At 66.3% G+C, this 14,449-nt stretch carries 13 protein-coding genes; 7 read left to right on the plus strand and 6 right to left on the minus strand.

The window, feature by feature from the left end; genetic code table 11:
• Positions 1-103: 103 nt before the first annotated feature.
• On the minus strand, positions 104-1,402 hold the full coding sequence (locus CFB18_RS08910) for a BMP family lipoprotein (RefSeq protein ID WP_088571465.1): 1,299 nt from the start codon (positions 1,400-1,402) through the stop codon (positions 104-106).
• A 261-nt stretch (positions 1,403-1,663) separates the two neighbouring features.
• The gene (locus CFB18_RS08915; protein WP_088571466.1) at positions 1,664-2,095 is read right to left on the minus strand and encodes a DUF4870 domain-containing protein; all 432 of its coding nucleotides are present in this window, start codon (positions 2,093-2,095) and stop codon (positions 1,664-1,666) included.
• A gap of 190 nt (positions 2,096-2,285) precedes the next feature.
• On the opposite strand from CFB18_RS08915, the gene recJ reads away from it, so the two are divergent.
• The 7 genes from recJ to alaS all read left to right on the plus strand — a co-directional run bounded on the left by recJ (position 2,286) and on the right by alaS (position 10,789).
• Positions 2,286-4,010, plus strand: coding sequence for a single-stranded-DNA-specific exonuclease RecJ (gene recJ / locus CFB18_RS08920; protein ID WP_159461665.1), 1,725 nt, complete (start codon positions 2,286-2,288; stop codon positions 4,008-4,010).
• A 26-nt stretch (positions 4,011-4,036) separates the two neighbouring features.
• Positions 4,037-5,029, plus strand: a complete 993-nt coding sequence (locus CFB18_RS08925; protein ID WP_088571468.1) for a lysylphosphatidylglycerol synthase transmembrane domain-containing protein — start codon at positions 4,037-4,039, stop codon at positions 5,027-5,029.
• A gap of 86 nt (positions 5,030-5,115) precedes the next feature.
• On the plus strand, positions 5,116-6,192 hold the full coding sequence (locus CFB18_RS08930) for an ABC transporter permease (RefSeq protein WP_088571469.1): 1,077 nt from the start codon (positions 5,116-5,118) through the stop codon (positions 6,190-6,192).
• A gap of 3 nt (positions 6,193-6,195) precedes the next feature.
• Positions 6,196-7,134 carry an ABC transporter permease gene (locus CFB18_RS08935; RefSeq protein ID WP_088571470.1) on the plus strand — a complete coding sequence of 313 codons (939 nt, stop codon included), beginning with the start codon at positions 6,196-6,198 and terminating at the stop codon, positions 7,132-7,134.
• Between the two features lie 229 nt (positions 7,135-7,363).
• The gene (locus CFB18_RS16525) at positions 7,364-7,648 is read left to right on the plus strand and encodes a DUF4258 domain-containing protein (RefSeq protein ID WP_088571471.1); all 285 of its coding nucleotides are present in this window, start codon (positions 7,364-7,366) and stop codon (positions 7,646-7,648) included.
• Complete coding sequence (locus CFB18_RS08945; RefSeq protein WP_088571472.1) at positions 7,645-7,878, plus strand: type II toxin-antitoxin system MqsA family antitoxin; 234 nt, start codon at positions 7,645-7,647, stop codon at positions 7,876-7,878. The genes CFB18_RS16525 and CFB18_RS08945 overlap by 4 nt, the downstream gene beginning before the upstream one ends.
• Positions 7,879-8,032: 154 nt before the next feature.
• Complete coding sequence (alaS, locus tag CFB18_RS08950; protein WP_200808143.1) at positions 8,033-10,789, plus strand: alanine--tRNA ligase; 2,757 nt, start codon at positions 8,033-8,035, stop codon at positions 10,787-10,789.
• Between the two features lie 93 nt (positions 10,790-10,882).
• On the opposite strand, the gene CFB18_RS08955 is transcribed toward alaS, so the two are convergent.
• The 4 genes from CFB18_RS08955 to CFB18_RS08970 form a co-directional block, all read right to left on the minus strand.
• Positions 10,883-12,304: a hypothetical protein gene (locus tag CFB18_RS08955; protein WP_143597566.1), complete on the minus strand. Its 1,422-nt coding sequence runs from the start codon at positions 12,302-12,304 to the stop codon at positions 10,883-10,885.
• Between the two features lie 215 nt (positions 12,305-12,519).
• Complete coding sequence (locus tag CFB18_RS08960) at positions 12,520-13,362, minus strand: hypothetical protein (protein WP_088571474.1); 843 nt, start codon at positions 13,360-13,362, stop codon at positions 12,520-12,522.
• Positions 13,363-13,396: 34 nt separating this feature from the next.
• On the minus strand, positions 13,397-14,119 hold the full coding sequence (locus tag CFB18_RS08965; protein ID WP_088571475.1) for a CAP domain-containing protein: 723 nt from the start codon (positions 14,117-14,119) through the stop codon (positions 13,397-13,399).
• Complete coding sequence (locus tag CFB18_RS08970; RefSeq protein WP_143597567.1) at positions 14,113-14,355, minus strand: YLP-box putative sorting motif-containing protein; 243 nt, start codon at positions 14,353-14,355, stop codon at positions 14,113-14,115. The genes CFB18_RS08965 and CFB18_RS08970 overlap by 7 nt, the downstream gene beginning before the upstream one ends.
• Positions 14,356-14,449 lie beyond the last annotated feature (94 nt).

Genomic DNA, 14,449 nt, shown 5'->3' on the forward strand with positions numbered 1-14,449 from the left:
GGCAAGAGACCTCCGCGTTTTATTTTACGCCTGTTACACAGGAGGGGCGGTTCCAGACCGCCCCTCCTGCTCCTTGGACCCAACCCTCTGAGCCTGGCGGTGGCTACTGCGTCGGGACGCTCTGGCCTTCCATTCCCTCCAGCAGCTGCGGCAGATACCAGATCTGCTGCGGGGTGGCCACCTTCCCCTCCTCCACGTAGAGCGTCCCATCCTGCAGGCGGATCGGCCCCTTCCACAGCTGGATGGAGCCATCGCCCAGGCCCTTGATGAACTCATCCAGCTTCGCCGAAGCCTCCGGGCTCAGGGCCTTGCCCTTCAGGAACCCCACGTGGCTGGTGTCCGGGTTGTTGATATCCTTCCAGTCCGGCCCCACCCAGTCCCAGGACGGCTTCCAAGTGCCCTCCATGACGGCCTTGATATGGGCCAGGTAGGAAGGACCCCAGTTGAAATACGGGACGCCCAGGCAGACGTCGGGGGCCTCCTCGCAGGCGCCGATGTAATCATAAGGGATAGCCCACACCTTCTTCCCGGCCTGGGTCGCCTTGGCAGCCTCCCGGAGGGCCTCGGTGGTGTCGATGCCAGAGATGATCACATCGTAGCCGGAGTTGATGAAGTCCTGGGCCACCTGGGTGGGATCGGCTGTCACGCCCGGGATGTGGAACCAGAAGCCGATCCAGGTCACCTTGAACTTGAGATCCTTGGCCGGCTTGCCGAGATACTTCTCCCAGCAATACTTCGCCCCCAGATAGGCGGAGGCAGCCAGACGGCGGGTTTCATCGTTGATCAGCGGCCCCAGATACCCGATCTTGCCGGTCTGGGTGGTCAGGGCTGCCGCGCACCCGGCGATCATCTTGCCGTATTCCATCTGGCCCATCACGTTGGCCAGGTTGGGGATGCCCTTGTAGTTCTTCCCCTCCTTCCAGGCGTCATCCCCGGAGGCGTGGATGACCACGATGTCCGGATGGGCCTTGGCGAACTTGATGGCCTCGTCCTTGTGGTCATCGGAGTTGAAGATGATCACCTTCGCGCCTTTGGCCACCAGCTCTTCGGCCAGCTGGGAGGCAGTGGTCCCCGGACGATCGGCGGGGTTGACTTTGTCGATGTAAAGCATCTTCGCCCCAGGGAGCTTCTGCTCCACGTATTTGCCGGCCTCATAGTGGGCCTGGCTCCAGCCCCGGTCGTTGTAAGGCCCCACCAGCAACATCCCGAAGATGATCTCCTTCGGCGCGGCGGTGGGGGTGGCGGTGGGCTGGGCAGGGGCGGGCGTGGGGGTCGGCTGAGGCGCGGCCGGAGCGGTGGCGGTTGCCGGGGCAGGCGTGGGCGTCTGGGCACACGCCGCGAGGATCAGGGACACACCAAGGAACAGGCTGACCACGATCCAGTGCCGCCGATGAGGAACCATCTTCTCCTCCCACAAAGGGGATCTTAGCCTATATTTTATCGAGCCCCTATGGACCGCGCAACCGATCTACAGACTATAACCCGATCTATGGGCACCAGAGCAACACCGGCATCATCAGGATCATCCGCGATTACGCGTAGGAGAAAAAGGATCCTTAGGCACCAGGCCTTGTGGACAGCCCTTGCGTGCCCCAGCGGCAACTATCCCATGGCAAGTCTCATGTCCGGTGAAATCCCTCCCCCACCCCATCGGGATCCGCCCTTACGTGAAGGTGGCCGCGACCCAGTCCCCGATCAACCAGTAGCGGAAATCCTCCCCCCGGCTGCACGCAACTCCCCCCACCACCCCATACGCCAGCGCCCCCAGGGGGATCAGAGACGCCAGGCATGCGACCGGCATGAGGCAGAACCCGATGATCACGGCGGTCAGCGGCAGAGAAACCACCCACAGCGCCGCTGCGATCACCCCAGCGACCACCCAGGCGAACAGCTGAAAGATCAGCGCCTGCAGCGCTTGGGAGGCCACGTAGCGGGATCGCTCCCGGTAAAACAGGTAGATCAGGAAGGCCGCGATGGGGCCGCCCAGGGCAGTGACCAGGTTCAGCAGAACGCTCAGGTGGGCCAGCATCGCCCACTGCCGTTCCTCGGCGGAGGGCCCTGCTTCCGGGCCTGCAAGGGGCATCGCTTCGCCCATGGGAATCCCTCCCGCTCCAGGATGCCCTCATCTTCCCATGCGCCGAAGGCTTTGACAAGTCCCTCACAGCTGATCTCTGAGAGCGGAAAAGCGCCGGATGTCCAACAGCGGCATCTCGCCGCCTGTTGACGCGTGGCCGCACGCGCTTCTACAATCAGGACCGATGATCCTGCCCTCAGGATGCGGAAGGATGCGCCCACCGGAGGCTCCCATCGTCGGGCGAGGACGTCGGGTCTGGCAACTGGCCCCGCCGGCCCCGGAGGCCGTTCGGGCAGCGCTGGCCGGATGGCCTCCGCTGCTCCAGGATCTCCTCTATCATCGGGGGATCACCTCCGCAGCCGAGGCCGCGGCGTTCCGGCGTCGCGCCGGGACGGCCGGCGATCCCTTCCAGATGAAGGGGATGATCGAAGCCCTCGAGCGCCTGGAGCGGGCCATCCGTCAGGAAGAGCTCATCGCCGTTTACGGGGACTACGACGTGGATGGCGTCACGGCCACCGCCATGCTGGTCCAGGCGCTACAGGCCCTGGGCGCGCGGGTGCGCCCGTATATCCCGCACCGGGAGACGGAAGGCTACGGCCTGAACGGGGAGGCCCTCAGAGGATTGGCCGCGGCGGGGGTGCGGGTGGTCATCAGCGTGGACTGCGGGGCCCGGGCGGTGGCGGAGGCCGGCTTGGCCCGTGAACTGGGATTGGAGCTTATCCTCACCGACCACCACCTGCCCGGCCCGGTCCTCCCCCCGGCCCTCCTGATTAATCCGCGGCAGCCGGAGTGCCCCTATCCCTTCAAGGATCTGGCCGGGGTGGGCGTGGCCTTCCGGCTGGTGCAGGCGTTGAAGGCGCAACATCCGCGCGCGCCCTTCTCGCCGGAGGATTTCCTGGATCTGGTGGCCCTGGGAACGGTCGCTGATATGGTCCCGTTGCTGGGGGAGAACCGGGGTCTGGTCGCCGAAGGACTGGAGCGGCTGCGGGATCCGGCCCGCCCGGGCTTGCGGGCCCTCTGCGAGGTGGCCGGTCTGGAGCCCTCCCGGGTGGATCCCTGGGCGATCTCCTTCATCCTGGCCCCCCGCCTGAACGCCGCGGGGCGGCTGGAGCACGCTCAGGCCGCCTACCGGCTTCTGACCACATCGGACCCGGCGGAGGCCCGGGCCATCGCCGAGGAGCTGGACCGCCAGAACCGGGAGCGACAGGCCCTGACCCAGATCACCGAGGAGGCTGCGCGTGCCCTGGCGATCCCAGGAGACACGGTGCCCTGGTTGCTGTTCGCGGCCTCCGAGGCCTTCCGGCCGGGGGTGGTGGGGCTGGCTGCCGGCCGGCTGGCGGAGGCGTTCTACCGCCCGGCGGTCATCGTCAGCCTGATGGGGGAGGAGGGCCGCGGCTCCGCCCGCAGCATCCCGGAGTTCCACATCACCCAGGCCCTGGACGCCTGCGCGGATCTCTTGGTGCGCCACGGGGGCCACGCGGCAGCCGCAGGGTTCGTGGTGCGGCGGGAGAACCTGGAGCGGCTCCGGGAGCGCCTGATGGAGCTGGCGACGCAGGCCCTCAGCGCCCGCGAGCTGCAGCCCGCCCTCACCGTTGAAGCGGTGCTTCCCCTCCAGGAGGTGAACTGGCAGCTGTATGAATGGATCGCCAGCCTGGAACCCTACGGTTACGGCAACCCGGCTCCCCGCTTCCTGTGCCGCAACGCCATCGTCCGCCAGGCGCGGACGGTGGGGAACGACGGCCAGCACCTGCGCATGGTGCTCACTCTGCCCGAGGGCGGACCGGTGTGGGACGCCATCGCCTTCCGGCAGGGGGATCGAGCCGCAGAGGCCCGCCCGGGAACGCGGCTGGACCTGGTGTTCGAGCTGCGGGCGGAGCGCTGGAACGGAGAGCCCCGCCTGACCCTCCACGTGGAGGACTTCGCCCCCGCTTCCTGAGCCCACCCGAAGACCGGAGCGTTCCGATGCAACGACGGATCGGATTGCTGCTCGGCGTTCTCCTCAGCGCAGCGTTGCTGGCGTGGACCCTGCGGGGGATGCATCTCGAGGAGACGGCGCGGATCCTGTGGAGCCTGCGGATCGAATGGCTTGGAGCGGGGGCGATGTTTTACTTCATCCCCGTCCTCCTGCGCACGTGGCGCTGGGGGATCCTGCTCCACGGCCTTCCGCCCGCTCGCTTCGGGGACCGCTTCGTTGCCCTGGCCATCGGCTATATGGGGAACAACCTGTATCCGGCGCGGGCCGGGGAGGTGCTGCGGGCTTATGTGTTGCAGCGCCGGAGCGGCATCCGCATCGGCGCGTCCCTGGGGACCATCGTGGTCGAGCGGGTGTTCGACGGGTGGATGATGCTGCTGTTGGGGATGGCCGCCTTGCTTGCTTTCCCCCTGCCGGGCCTCCTGCGCCCCGCGGTGATCGGGAGCAGCCTGCTCTTCGGCGGAGCGCTGGCGCTCCTCGTGGGGATCGCCCACGCAGCGGAAAGGCTGCGGACGGTTCTGGAACGGATGGCCCAGCGGTGGCCCGGGCGACCCGGGGAATGGCTGTTCGGGTTCCTCTCTCGGTTTATGGACGGCCTGCAGGTGCTGCGAGCGCCTTCGCGGGCCCTCGCCGTGGCCGGGCTGACTGCCCTGATTTGGCTGGCGGAGGCCGGGACCTACGGGCTGGTTCTGATGGCTTTCCCATTCCGCACCTCGTTCTTCTCCCTGCTGACGATGACCGCGGCGGTGAACCTGGCCACCGCCCTCCCCTCCGCGCCGGGCTACATCGGGACCTTTGAGGCGCCCGGGGTGGCGGTGCTGAGGGCCTTCGGGATCCCGGGCCCCGTCGCCCTTGCCTATACCCTGATCCTCCATCTGGTCCTCTGGCTGCCCATCACCCTGGTCGGCCTCCTGCTGTTCCTCCGGGAAGGACTGCGCGGAGCCGATCGCCCGCTCCCGAAAGGATCCAATCTTCCCTCCTGAGGCGTCAGACGGAGCGTCGCTCTGTCGAGATGGGTAAAATTAGGTAAGATGGAAAGCACACGGGAAGGGAGCCAAACGGAGTCCGGATGTCCCGTTACGTCATTCGTCGCACGGCCGCGCTGATCCCGGTGTTCCTCGGGATCCTCCTGGTGGTCTTCGTCATGGTGCGCCTGATCCCGGGGGATCCCTGTCTGGTCATGTTGGGGGAGCGGGCCACCAAGGCCCAGTGCGAGGCTTTCAAAGAGCGCTTCGGCCTCAAGGATCCTCTCCCCGTCCAATTCGCCCGCTATGGGATCCAGATCCTGAAAGGGGATCTGGGGACCTCCATCAGCACTGGGCGGCCGGTGGCGGTGATCCTGGCGGAGCGGCTGCCCATGACCATTGAGCTCACCATCGGGGCCATCCTGTTCGCCACCACCGTGGGCATCACCCTGGGGGTCCTCTCCGCCATCCATCAGAACTCTCCCATCGATGTCGCCACCATGGTGCTGGCCAACGTCGGGGTTTCCATGCCGGTTTTCTGGCTGGGCCTGATGCTGGCTTACGTGTTCGCGCTGGTCTTCAAGGACACGCCTCTCTTCCTGCCGCCCTCCGGGCGCCTTTCCCCCGGCCTCTCCCTGCCCCCTTTGAGCCGGGTCTGGGGGCTGGAGGATGTAGAGGGCTTCCCCCGGGTGGCGCTCATCTTCCTCTCGAACTCGGTGCTTTTCAACAGCCTGGTGACGGGGAACCTCGCGGCCTTCTGGGATGCAGTCCGCCATCTCATCCTCCCCTCGGTGGCCGTGGGCACCATCCCGCTTTCCATCATCGCCCGCATGACCCGGTCCAGCCTGCTGGAGGTGCTGGGGGAGGACTACATCCGGACAGCGCGGGCGAAGGGCCTGCGGGAACGCATCGTGCTGGTCCGCCACGCTATGCGCAACGCCATGATCCCCATCGTCACGGTGGTGGGGCTGCAGACCGGCAGCCTGCTCTCCGGAGCGGTGCTCACGGAGACGGTCTTCTCCCTCCCTGGCGTGGGAACCCAGCTGGTCTCCGCCATCCTCGCCCGGGACTACCCGGTGGTCCAGGGCTTCACCCTGGCGGTGGCGGTGATGTTCGCTCTGATCAACCTGATCGTGGATCTTTCGTATGCGTATCTGGATCCTCGCATCCGGTTGGATTGAACGATGCGCGCGGTCGCCCAACCCCTGACTCAGGAACTGGTCCTGCCCCGGCGCTCGCCGACCCTGGAGGCGCTGCGCCGTCTGATCCGCCATCGGTCAGCCCAGGTGGGTTTCTTCCTGCTGGGCCTGATGGTGTTCACGGCGATCTTCGCCGATGCCATCGCCCCTTACGATCCCATCAAGCCCCTCCCCAACGTGCAGCGCCGCTCGCCGCCTTGCATCCATCTGCTCGGCTGCCCCCGTGATCGGCCCCAGCACCTCTTCGGCATCGACGGGAACAACCGGGACCTGTTCTCCCGGGTGGTTCACGGCTCGCGGCTCTCGCTGCAGATCGGCTTCTCCACCATCACCTTCGCCATCATCGTGGGCGGGCTGTTGGGGGCCATCGCGGGATACGCGGGGGGCTGGCTGGACAACGCCATCATGCGGGTGATGGACGTGATCCTCGCCTTCCCCAGCCTGTTGCTGGCCATCGCCATCGTCAGCGTGCTGGGCCCCGGGCTGATCAATGCCCTGCTGGCCATCGGCTTCGTTTCCATCCCGGTCTATGCCCGCATCGTCCGGGCCAGCGTCCTGGCGGTCAAGGAGCTGGATTACGTGATGGCCGCCCGGGCGGTGGGCGCCTCGCCCCTGCGGCTCCTCTTCGTCCACATCCTGCCCAACGCCCTGACCCCCCTGATCGTCCAGGGAACCCTGGGGATCGCCACGGCCATCCTGGATGCGGCCGCCCTCTCCTTCCTCGGGCTGGGGGCGGAGGTGCCCAAGCCGGAGTGGGGGCTGATGCTGGGGGAGGAGCGCAACAGCGTCTTCAACGCCCCTCATCTGGTCTTCTTCCCCGGCATCGCCATCATGCTCACCGTGCTGGCCTTCAACCTGCTGGGAGACGGCCTGCGGGACGCCCTGGACCCGCGGCTGAGCGGGCGAGGATATGAACGACGATGAGGAATCCTTGCTGGCCGGAGCCGGACGGCTGCTCCGGGCAAAGCCCAGCCTGCTGAAAGACGCTCCCCGGACCGGACCCATCAGGAAGACCCGGGTAAGCAAGGGGCAAAAATGACATGGCGAATTCCTCTTCCTCTCGAATAAAATTAGAGGAAGGGGCCAAAAAGACTGAAGCGGGCCCCAAGGCATGCCCAGCCGTTGATGGCTGATTCCCGCCGGGTAGCCGAACATGACAGCGAAGCACATCGTTTTCCGAGCCCACGCGTTGCAGCGGATGCTAGAACGCCATATATCGATGGAAGAGGTTGAATCCGTACTGAAAACAGGAGAGACGATTGCGACCTATCCGGATGACGAGCCTTATCCGAGCCGGCTGATCTTAGGTTGGGTCGGCGATCGCCCTCTTCACGTGGTTGTAGCAGATGATCCAGTTGGAAACGTCCTGATTGTGATCACAGTATATGAGCCTGATCCCGCTTTGTGGGAAAGCGATTTCCGGAGGCGGCGCAAATGAAATGTGTGATCTGCAAACACGGAGAGACCCGGCCGGGCACCACAACGATCGTCTTTCAACGAGCCGGAGCAACCCTGGTGATTCGCAATGTGCCGGGGGAAATCTGTCAGAACTGCGGAGAGGTGTATTTGAGCCCTGAGGTGGCCCAGGAACTCCTTGCGAAGGCCGAGGATGCCCTGCGGGCAGGGGTGGTGGTCGACGTGCGAGAGTTCCTGCCTGCGGTGGCATAGCAGGGGCTCGAAGCCAGGGATCGAATCGGATGGCCATCTGTGATCCGGGTGTGCCCCAAAATCGTAGGACAACTGCTCGCAGTTGTCCTACAAGGTGGCCAGGCCCACCAAAATCGGGACACACCCTGTGATCCCTCCGGAGGAGTAGCGGGTTATGGAAAAGCAGAACACGGTTCGGATGAGCGCAGCGCAGATCCGTCAAGCGTTCCTGGACTTTTTCGCGGCCCGGGGCCACACCATTGTCCCCAGCTCCTCTCTGGTGCCGGTGGGGGACCCCACGTTGCTCTTCACCAACGCCGGGATGAACCAGTTCAAGAACGTCTTCCTGGGCCTGGAGACCCGCCCCTACAAGCGGGCGGCTTCCGTCCAGAAGTGCATGCGGGTATCCGGCAAGCACAACGACCTGGAGAACGTGGGACCCAGCCCTCGCCACCACACCTTCTTCGAGATGCTGGGCAACTTCTCCTTCGGCGATTACTTCAAGCGCGAGGCCATTCATTACGCCTTCGAGTGCCTCACCCAGGTCTACGGCCTGGACCCGGAGCGGCTGGTGTTCACCGTCCACCAGGAGGACGACGAAGCCTATCGCGTCTGGGTGGAGGAGATCGGCGCGCCGCGGGAGCGGGTCTTCCGCATGGGGGACAAAACCAACTTCTGGATGATGGGGGACACCGGCCCCTGCGGCCCGACCTCGGAGATCCACTACGACTGGGGGCCGGAGCATTGCACATGCGGCGATCCGAACTGCAGCGTGGCCCTGGACAACGGATGCGACCGCTGGCTGGAGCTGTGGAACCTGGTGTTCATGCAGTTCGATCAGAAGGCCGATGGGACGCGGGTGCCTCTCCCCCGCCCGGGGGTGGACACCGGGATGGGGCTGGAGCGGCTGGCCGCGGTGCTCCAGGGAGTTTTCTCCAACTATGAGACGGATCTCTTCGTCCCCATCATCGAGCGGACCCGGGAGATCCGCGGGCACACCCGCGCGGAGATGGAGGCGAACATGGTGGCCTACCGGGTGATCGCCGATCACACCCGCGCGGCCGCCTTCCTCATCGCGGATGGCGTGCTGCCGGGGAACGTCGGCCGCGGCTACGTGCTGCGGATGATCATCCGTCGGGCCGCCCGCTTCGGCCGTAAGATCGGCTTCGAGGAGCCCTTCATGGCCCGTGTGGCGGAGGCGGTGATTGAGATCATGGGCACACACTATCGGGAGCTGGTGGACCGCCGGGAGCACATCTTCCGCACCCTCACCCAGGAGGAGGAACGCTTCCTGCGCACCCTGGACCTGGGGCTCTCCCGCCTGGAGGAGGTGCTGCAGGAGCTGGCCACCCGGGGGGCCCGGGTCGTGCCCGGCGAGGAAGCCTTCCGCCTCTATGATTCCTACGGGCTCCCCCTGGAGATCACCCGGGACGTGGCCCGGGAGCGCGGGTTCGCGGTGGATGAGCTCGGCTTCCAGCAGGCGATGGCCCAGCAGCGGGAACGGGCGCGAGCCACCGAGCGCTTCGAGCTGGACACCGAGCAGCTGGCCCGATATCGCCGGCTGCTGGCGTCCCTCCAGGACAAAGGACTGGTGGGCGACCAGGGGGTGGAATACGACCCCTACAGCGGGACGGAGCGCGAGACCACCGTGGCCGCCCTCCTGGTGAACGGAGAGCCCGTGCAGGTGGCCCGCCCGGGCGACCGTGTGGAAGTCGTCCTGCCCGCCACCTGCTTCTACGTGGAGAGCGGCGGGCAGGTGAGCGACATCGGTCACATCGCCCGCTACCCGGAGGGAGGCGGGGACCCGCTCTGGGAGATCGAGGTGGAAGACACCCGCCAGCCCATCCCCGGCCTCATTGTTCACATCGGCCGGGTGAAGTCCGGCCACCCCCGGGTGGGTGACCCGGCCTGGGCGGTGGTGGACTTTGAGCGCCGCTGGGACATCATGCGCAACCACACCGCCACCCACCTTCTGCACGCCGAGCTGCGCTCCCTGCTGGGCACCCACGTGGTCCAGGCCGGCTCCCTGGTGGCGCCGGACCGGTTGCGCTTCGACTTCACCCACGGGGCCATCCTCAGCCAGGACGAGCTGGACGCCATCGTCTACGACATCAACGAAGCCATCCTGATGGATTACCCGGTGAACGTGAGCTACGAGCCGTATCAACAGGCTATCGCCAGCGGGGCCATGGCCCTGTTCGGCGAGAAATACGGGGAGATCGTCCGGGTGGTCCGCATCGGGTGGCCCGATGAGCCACCCATCAGCGCGGAGCTGTGCGGCGGGACCCACGTTTACAACACCTCACAGATCGGGGCCTTCGTGGTCACTTACGAGGGCGGGGTGGGCTCCGGCGTCCGCCGCCTGGAGGCGGTGACCGGGCGGGAGGCGGTGCGCCTGATCCAGGACCGGATGCGGCGGCTGAGCCACGCGGCCACCTACCTGGAGGTGCGGCCGGAGGAGGTGGACCGCAAGGTCCTGGACCTGCTGGACCGCATCCAATCCCTGGAAAAGGAGCTGGCCCGGCTGCGGCGGGAGGTCGCGCGCCAGGAGTTCGAGGCCCTGATGAAGCGGGTGGAGCGGGTGGGCGACATTCAGGTGCTGGCCGCCGAGAGCCGGGTCGGGGACATCGAGCAGCTGCGGGAGATGACGGACTGGTTCCGGGAGCGGGTGCGGACCAACGGGGTGATCGTGCTGGCCTCCATCATCGGCGGGCGGCCGAGCTTTGTGGCCGCCGTCACGCCGGACCTCGCCGAGCGGGGGCTGGATGCGGTGCGGGTGGTGCGAGCGGTGGCCCAGGTGGTGGGCGGCAGCGGGGGCGGTCGCCCCACCCTGGCCCAGGCCGGCGGCCGCGACGTGAGCAAGATCGGCGAGGCCCTCCACCAGGCCCCCCGCCTGGTCTCGGAATGGCTGAAGCGCTCAGCAGCCTCCTGAGACCGGCGCCCTCTCTCCGCCCACGACAGGATTGCGAAAAGCCCGGGGAGGCGACAACGGCCTCCCCGGGTTCATCCTCAAGCCATCCCCATATCACCGCATGATCAGCGGCAGGTAATCCCGGTAGACCTCCGGCACCACCCGGAGGACCACCGTCAAGTCCTGATCCCGCCCCTCGACGGGAAGGTTCATCGGCGCCCACGGCGCCGCCCGCACCCGGACAGTCGCGGTATACACCCCCAGAGCCTTCCCAGACGGATCTGCCCGGAACGGAAGAGGCTGACGATAGGTCCCTGAAGAGGAATCCACCCAGAGCGGGAAATCCGGGGAGGAAACCGACAGCACGGTCCACTGAAGCGGCTCGGGGGAGCGGTTGTGCACCCAGAAGGCCCCGCGGAGCACGGCCGGCGCATCCACATCTGAAAGGAGCAGCTGCGGGCTGTTCCAGACCGGGCGGGCCGGCACCGGGTTCTTGGCCATGTTGCGAAGAGCGGTCTCCGCCGGACGGCCTTTGATGTCATAGAAGCCCATCTGGTCGCAGCTGCCGGGGTTATAGAAGCCATAGTTGAACAGAAGCATTGCGCCCATCCACGGCCAATTCGTCTCCGCCCACTGATAAGCCTGGACCAGGTAATCCGCCTGCTGCTGGGGAGAAACCAGCTGCCACAACCGGCCGCTGAAAGAAGGATCATTTCGGCACTCGGGCCGCCCCACCTGGGCGGGATCGATCAGCCAGCCGAACTCCGTCGCCCAGATGGGCTTGTCCACCCCGAACTCGCTCACCATGATCTGCCGGATCACCTCGACCGTCCGGAAACAGAAGTCGTTTGGGCCGCACTCCGGCGAGCCCGGGGCGGCGGTAGCGGGAGCCGCGAACCCATAGGGGTGAAAGCCCAGCGCATCGAAGCAATTCGCCGCGCCGGCCTGAAGCATCTCCCGCAGGAACTCCCGCTCATCCTGGTAGTAACCCGGGCACCACCCCACGCCCGGCGCACAGTAGCCGCGATGGCCGCTCCAGGTGAAGGGAACCCGGCCCGTGGGTGCCAAGCCGGCAGAGACCACGATGGCCGTGGGATCCGCCCGCTTGATCCGGCGGTACGCCTCACATAGGACCCGGGTGTAATCCGCTGCATTGGGAGGCGCCGCCCAGCCGTAAGAGGCGTCGAGGTTCGGCTCGTTGCCGATCTCCCAGGCCTCGATGAAATCCGCCTGAGTCCGCGCCTCATTCTCAAGCCAGTCCCCCCATGCGCTCAGGTTCCCCAGCACATCCGCATCGACATCCAGCCGGCGCAGGACCCGATACGGGAGCCGGGTGCCAATGGGACCGAAGACCTTCGTCCAATCGAAGCCCATGGCCCCGATGCCGGGATCAGCCGCGGAGGTGGGGTTCACCCCGTAACCCAGATGGGGGGCCGACTGGGCCTGCGCGGGGGCCGCGCTGGGGGAAAAGCGGACGCTGAAAAGCATCCCAATGACCAGAAGCCATCTGCCGATCGGAATCCATCGTCTCGGCATCATCTCCGCCTCCGCTCCTGGGAAGGATAGAGGACACGAAGGTAAAACGATTCTATCCTCTATCCTCTGCGCGTGGCAAAGGAGGGAGGACGCGGGTGGCCCCACGGGTATCCCATCCAGATGCCTGGGGATTCCGAGGGCCTTCTCCGGTTAGGGATAGAGGAGCAGAAGCGCGCTGGAGGCGGTTTCTCATCTCCCCATGGGATCCTTTGCGCTCACCGTTGCCACCAGTCCTTCCGGGAGCGAGGATCCATGAAGACGTTGTTGTCTCGAATTCCGACATCGATTTGGGTTCCCCGCGCCCGGCCAAGGGGTTGGCCGCCCCGCAACGCCGGCAGCCGACTCCGCCCCCACGCGTTCCACTGGCGATACAGCGCCAGCAATGAGGGTTCCACGCAGAGGTTCGTGATATACGCTGTATATCCTTGAGCCGTGCTGTCCTCCGCGGTGTATTTCAAGGTAATCTGGTTCTCGTCCGCGTAAAGGACGTGGGCCTGGAAATCGAGCCCGATGCGATAGCCGCTGTCCGGGAGATAGAGGATCTCCCCCGGGCTCACGGCGAAGCCGACGACGCTGACCGGAGGCCATCCCGGCGGAGGCGGCAGCCGCTGATGGCGCTCCCAGTCCCACCCGTTGTTCTTATAGGTGTTGAGGATGACCGGGATCCGATGATCCCCGAAGAGGAAGCGAAGCTGGGGCGCACCGGGATCGAAGCCTCCGCCGTAATCGACCAGGCCCTTGTATTCATTCACCGGCACATACCCCAGGAGCAGCAGATTGTAGTCCGGGTTATCCGCCACATTGAAAGAGACCGGGTTGATCACTGGGAAGACCTCATAGGTGACGCCCGGGATCGGCGCGCAGATGCTCCGGAGGACCAGGGGCAAAAAGACCCGGTAAGTGGCCTCCGCCTCGACGGTCCCGGAGGGAGCCGGCGATGGAACGGGAGGGGAGGACGCTGGGGCACCTGCCAGACCGTGAAGGGTGAAAAGGATCATCCCACCGATGGCTCCCAGTCCTCCCGGGCCGGTGATCCATGACCTTCTCCGGATGTCCATCGTATACCCTCCTTGTGGATTCCGCAGGGGATCTTCAGCGAACCTGCGCCTCGGGCACGATGGCGGTCGCCGAGGCACCGGCGGCGACGAAGAACGACCAGGTGTAGCTCCGGCCGTTGACCGTGATCGAGACGGTGTAGCGTGAGCCGGGGCCCAGGGGATCCCGCGGGAGGATCACCACCGCGTCCCGGCTGTTCAGGATGGCCCGGCCCAGGGATCGCTGGGCGGAGTCCGGGTGCGTGTAGGTGGTCTCGTCGAAAACGCAGTGCGCCACCGGCGTCCCATCTCGCAGCAGCTGATGCGCGGTGATGGAAGGTGTGAAGGAGCCGGTGCCGAACAGCATCAGGATGGGGAGCCCGGCGGGGGCCGAGTACCCACAATGGGCCAGGGGATCGGGATACTCGCCGACCTCGAAGGCCCGCAGGAAGGTGGTGGTCCCCTCCCCGGGCCAGCGGATCGGGAAAGCGATCCCCTCTGGGATCCCTTCCCATCCCCGCAGCACATCCAGGGCGGCCCCCATCTGCCATCCGCCGTCCGCCTCCCGGTAAGCGCCGTAGCCGACCCGGAGGAGACGGGGATCCAGCATGCCCACGGCGTGGAAAGGCGCCTGCATCCAGACATCGATGGCATAGGCGTCGGAGGCGGTGGCGCTCGAGCTCACCATGACGTTGGCGTGCCGTCCGCAGGCGTCCCCCTCCGGGGTATACCAAGGGTTAGCGGGGTCCTCCGCATGGGTGATGACATCGTTTTTCACCATGTAGCGGGCTTGCTTCTCGCACCCATCCCCCAGTCGGGGTTCTCCACCACCGGCGGCAGGCCGGCCATGGCCCGGTAGGCGTTCAGTCGGGGCAGCCACTCCAGAGGCGGGGCGGTGACCGCGGGGGACCGCATGACCAAGGGGAGGAACACCCGATAGGAGGGCGTGCTCTCCGCAGCCCCCCGGGCGCCCAGACCGGGGGCCGGTCTCCCCAACCCACCGGCAAGGATCAGCATCCCGATGATCACCCCCTTCAACCGTTCCGCAGCGCATCGTCATTGATTTCACCCCGAAGGGTGAAACCAACGACCGGCCGCTTCCTGCTTCATC

Source organism: Thermoflexus hugenholtzii JAD2, assembly GCF_900187885.1.
GTDB classification, from domain to species: domain Bacteria; phylum Chloroflexota; class Anaerolineae; order Thermoflexales; family Thermoflexaceae; genus Thermoflexus; species Thermoflexus hugenholtzii.

Coding starts and splice junctions, on each gene's coding strand:
- CFB18_RS08960 (WP_088571474.1), bottom strand. CDS start 13,362: ATGGACATCCGGAGAAGGTCATGGATCACCGGCCCGGGAGGACTGGGA.
- CFB18_RS16525 (WP_088571471.1), top strand. CDS start 7,364: ATGACAGCGAAGCACATCGTTTTCCGAGCCCACGCGTTGCAGCGGATG.
- CFB18_RS08945 (WP_088571472.1), top strand. CDS start 7,645: ATGAAATGTGTGATCTGCAAACACGGAGAGACCCGGCCGGGCACCACA.
- CFB18_RS08930 (WP_088571469.1), top strand. CDS start 5,116: ATGTCCCGTTACGTCATTCGTCGCACGGCCGCGCTGATCCCGGTGTTC.
- CFB18_RS08935 (WP_088571470.1), top strand. CDS start 6,196: ATGCGCGCGGTCGCCCAACCCCTGACTCAGGAACTGGTCCTGCCCCGG.
- recJ (WP_159461665.1), top strand. CDS start 2,286: ATGCGCCCACCGGAGGCTCCCATCGTCGGGCGAGGACGTCGGGTCTGG.
- CFB18_RS08915 (WP_088571466.1), bottom strand. CDS start 2,095: ATGGGCGAAGCGATGCCCCTTGCAGGCCCGGAAGCAGGGCCCTCCGCC.
- CFB18_RS08965 (WP_088571475.1), bottom strand. CDS start 14,119: ATGGTGAAAAACGATGTCATCACCCATGCGGAGGACCCCGCTAACCCT.
- CFB18_RS08910 (WP_088571465.1), bottom strand. CDS start 1,402: ATGGTTCCTCATCGGCGGCACTGGATCGTGGTCAGCCTGTTCCTTGGT.
- CFB18_RS08970 (WP_143597567.1), bottom strand. CDS start 14,355: ATGCTGATCCTTGCCGGTGGGTTGGGGAGACCGGCCCCCGGTCTGGGC.
- CFB18_RS08925 (WP_088571468.1), top strand. CDS start 4,037: ATGCAACGACGGATCGGATTGCTGCTCGGCGTTCTCCTCAGCGCAGCG.
- CFB18_RS08955 (WP_143597566.1), bottom strand. CDS start 12,304: ATGCCGAGACGATGGATTCCGATCGGCAGATGGCTTCTGGTCATTGGG.
- alaS (WP_200808143.1), top strand. CDS start 8,033: ATGGAAAAGCAGAACACGGTTCGGATGAGCGCAGCGCAGATCCGTCAA.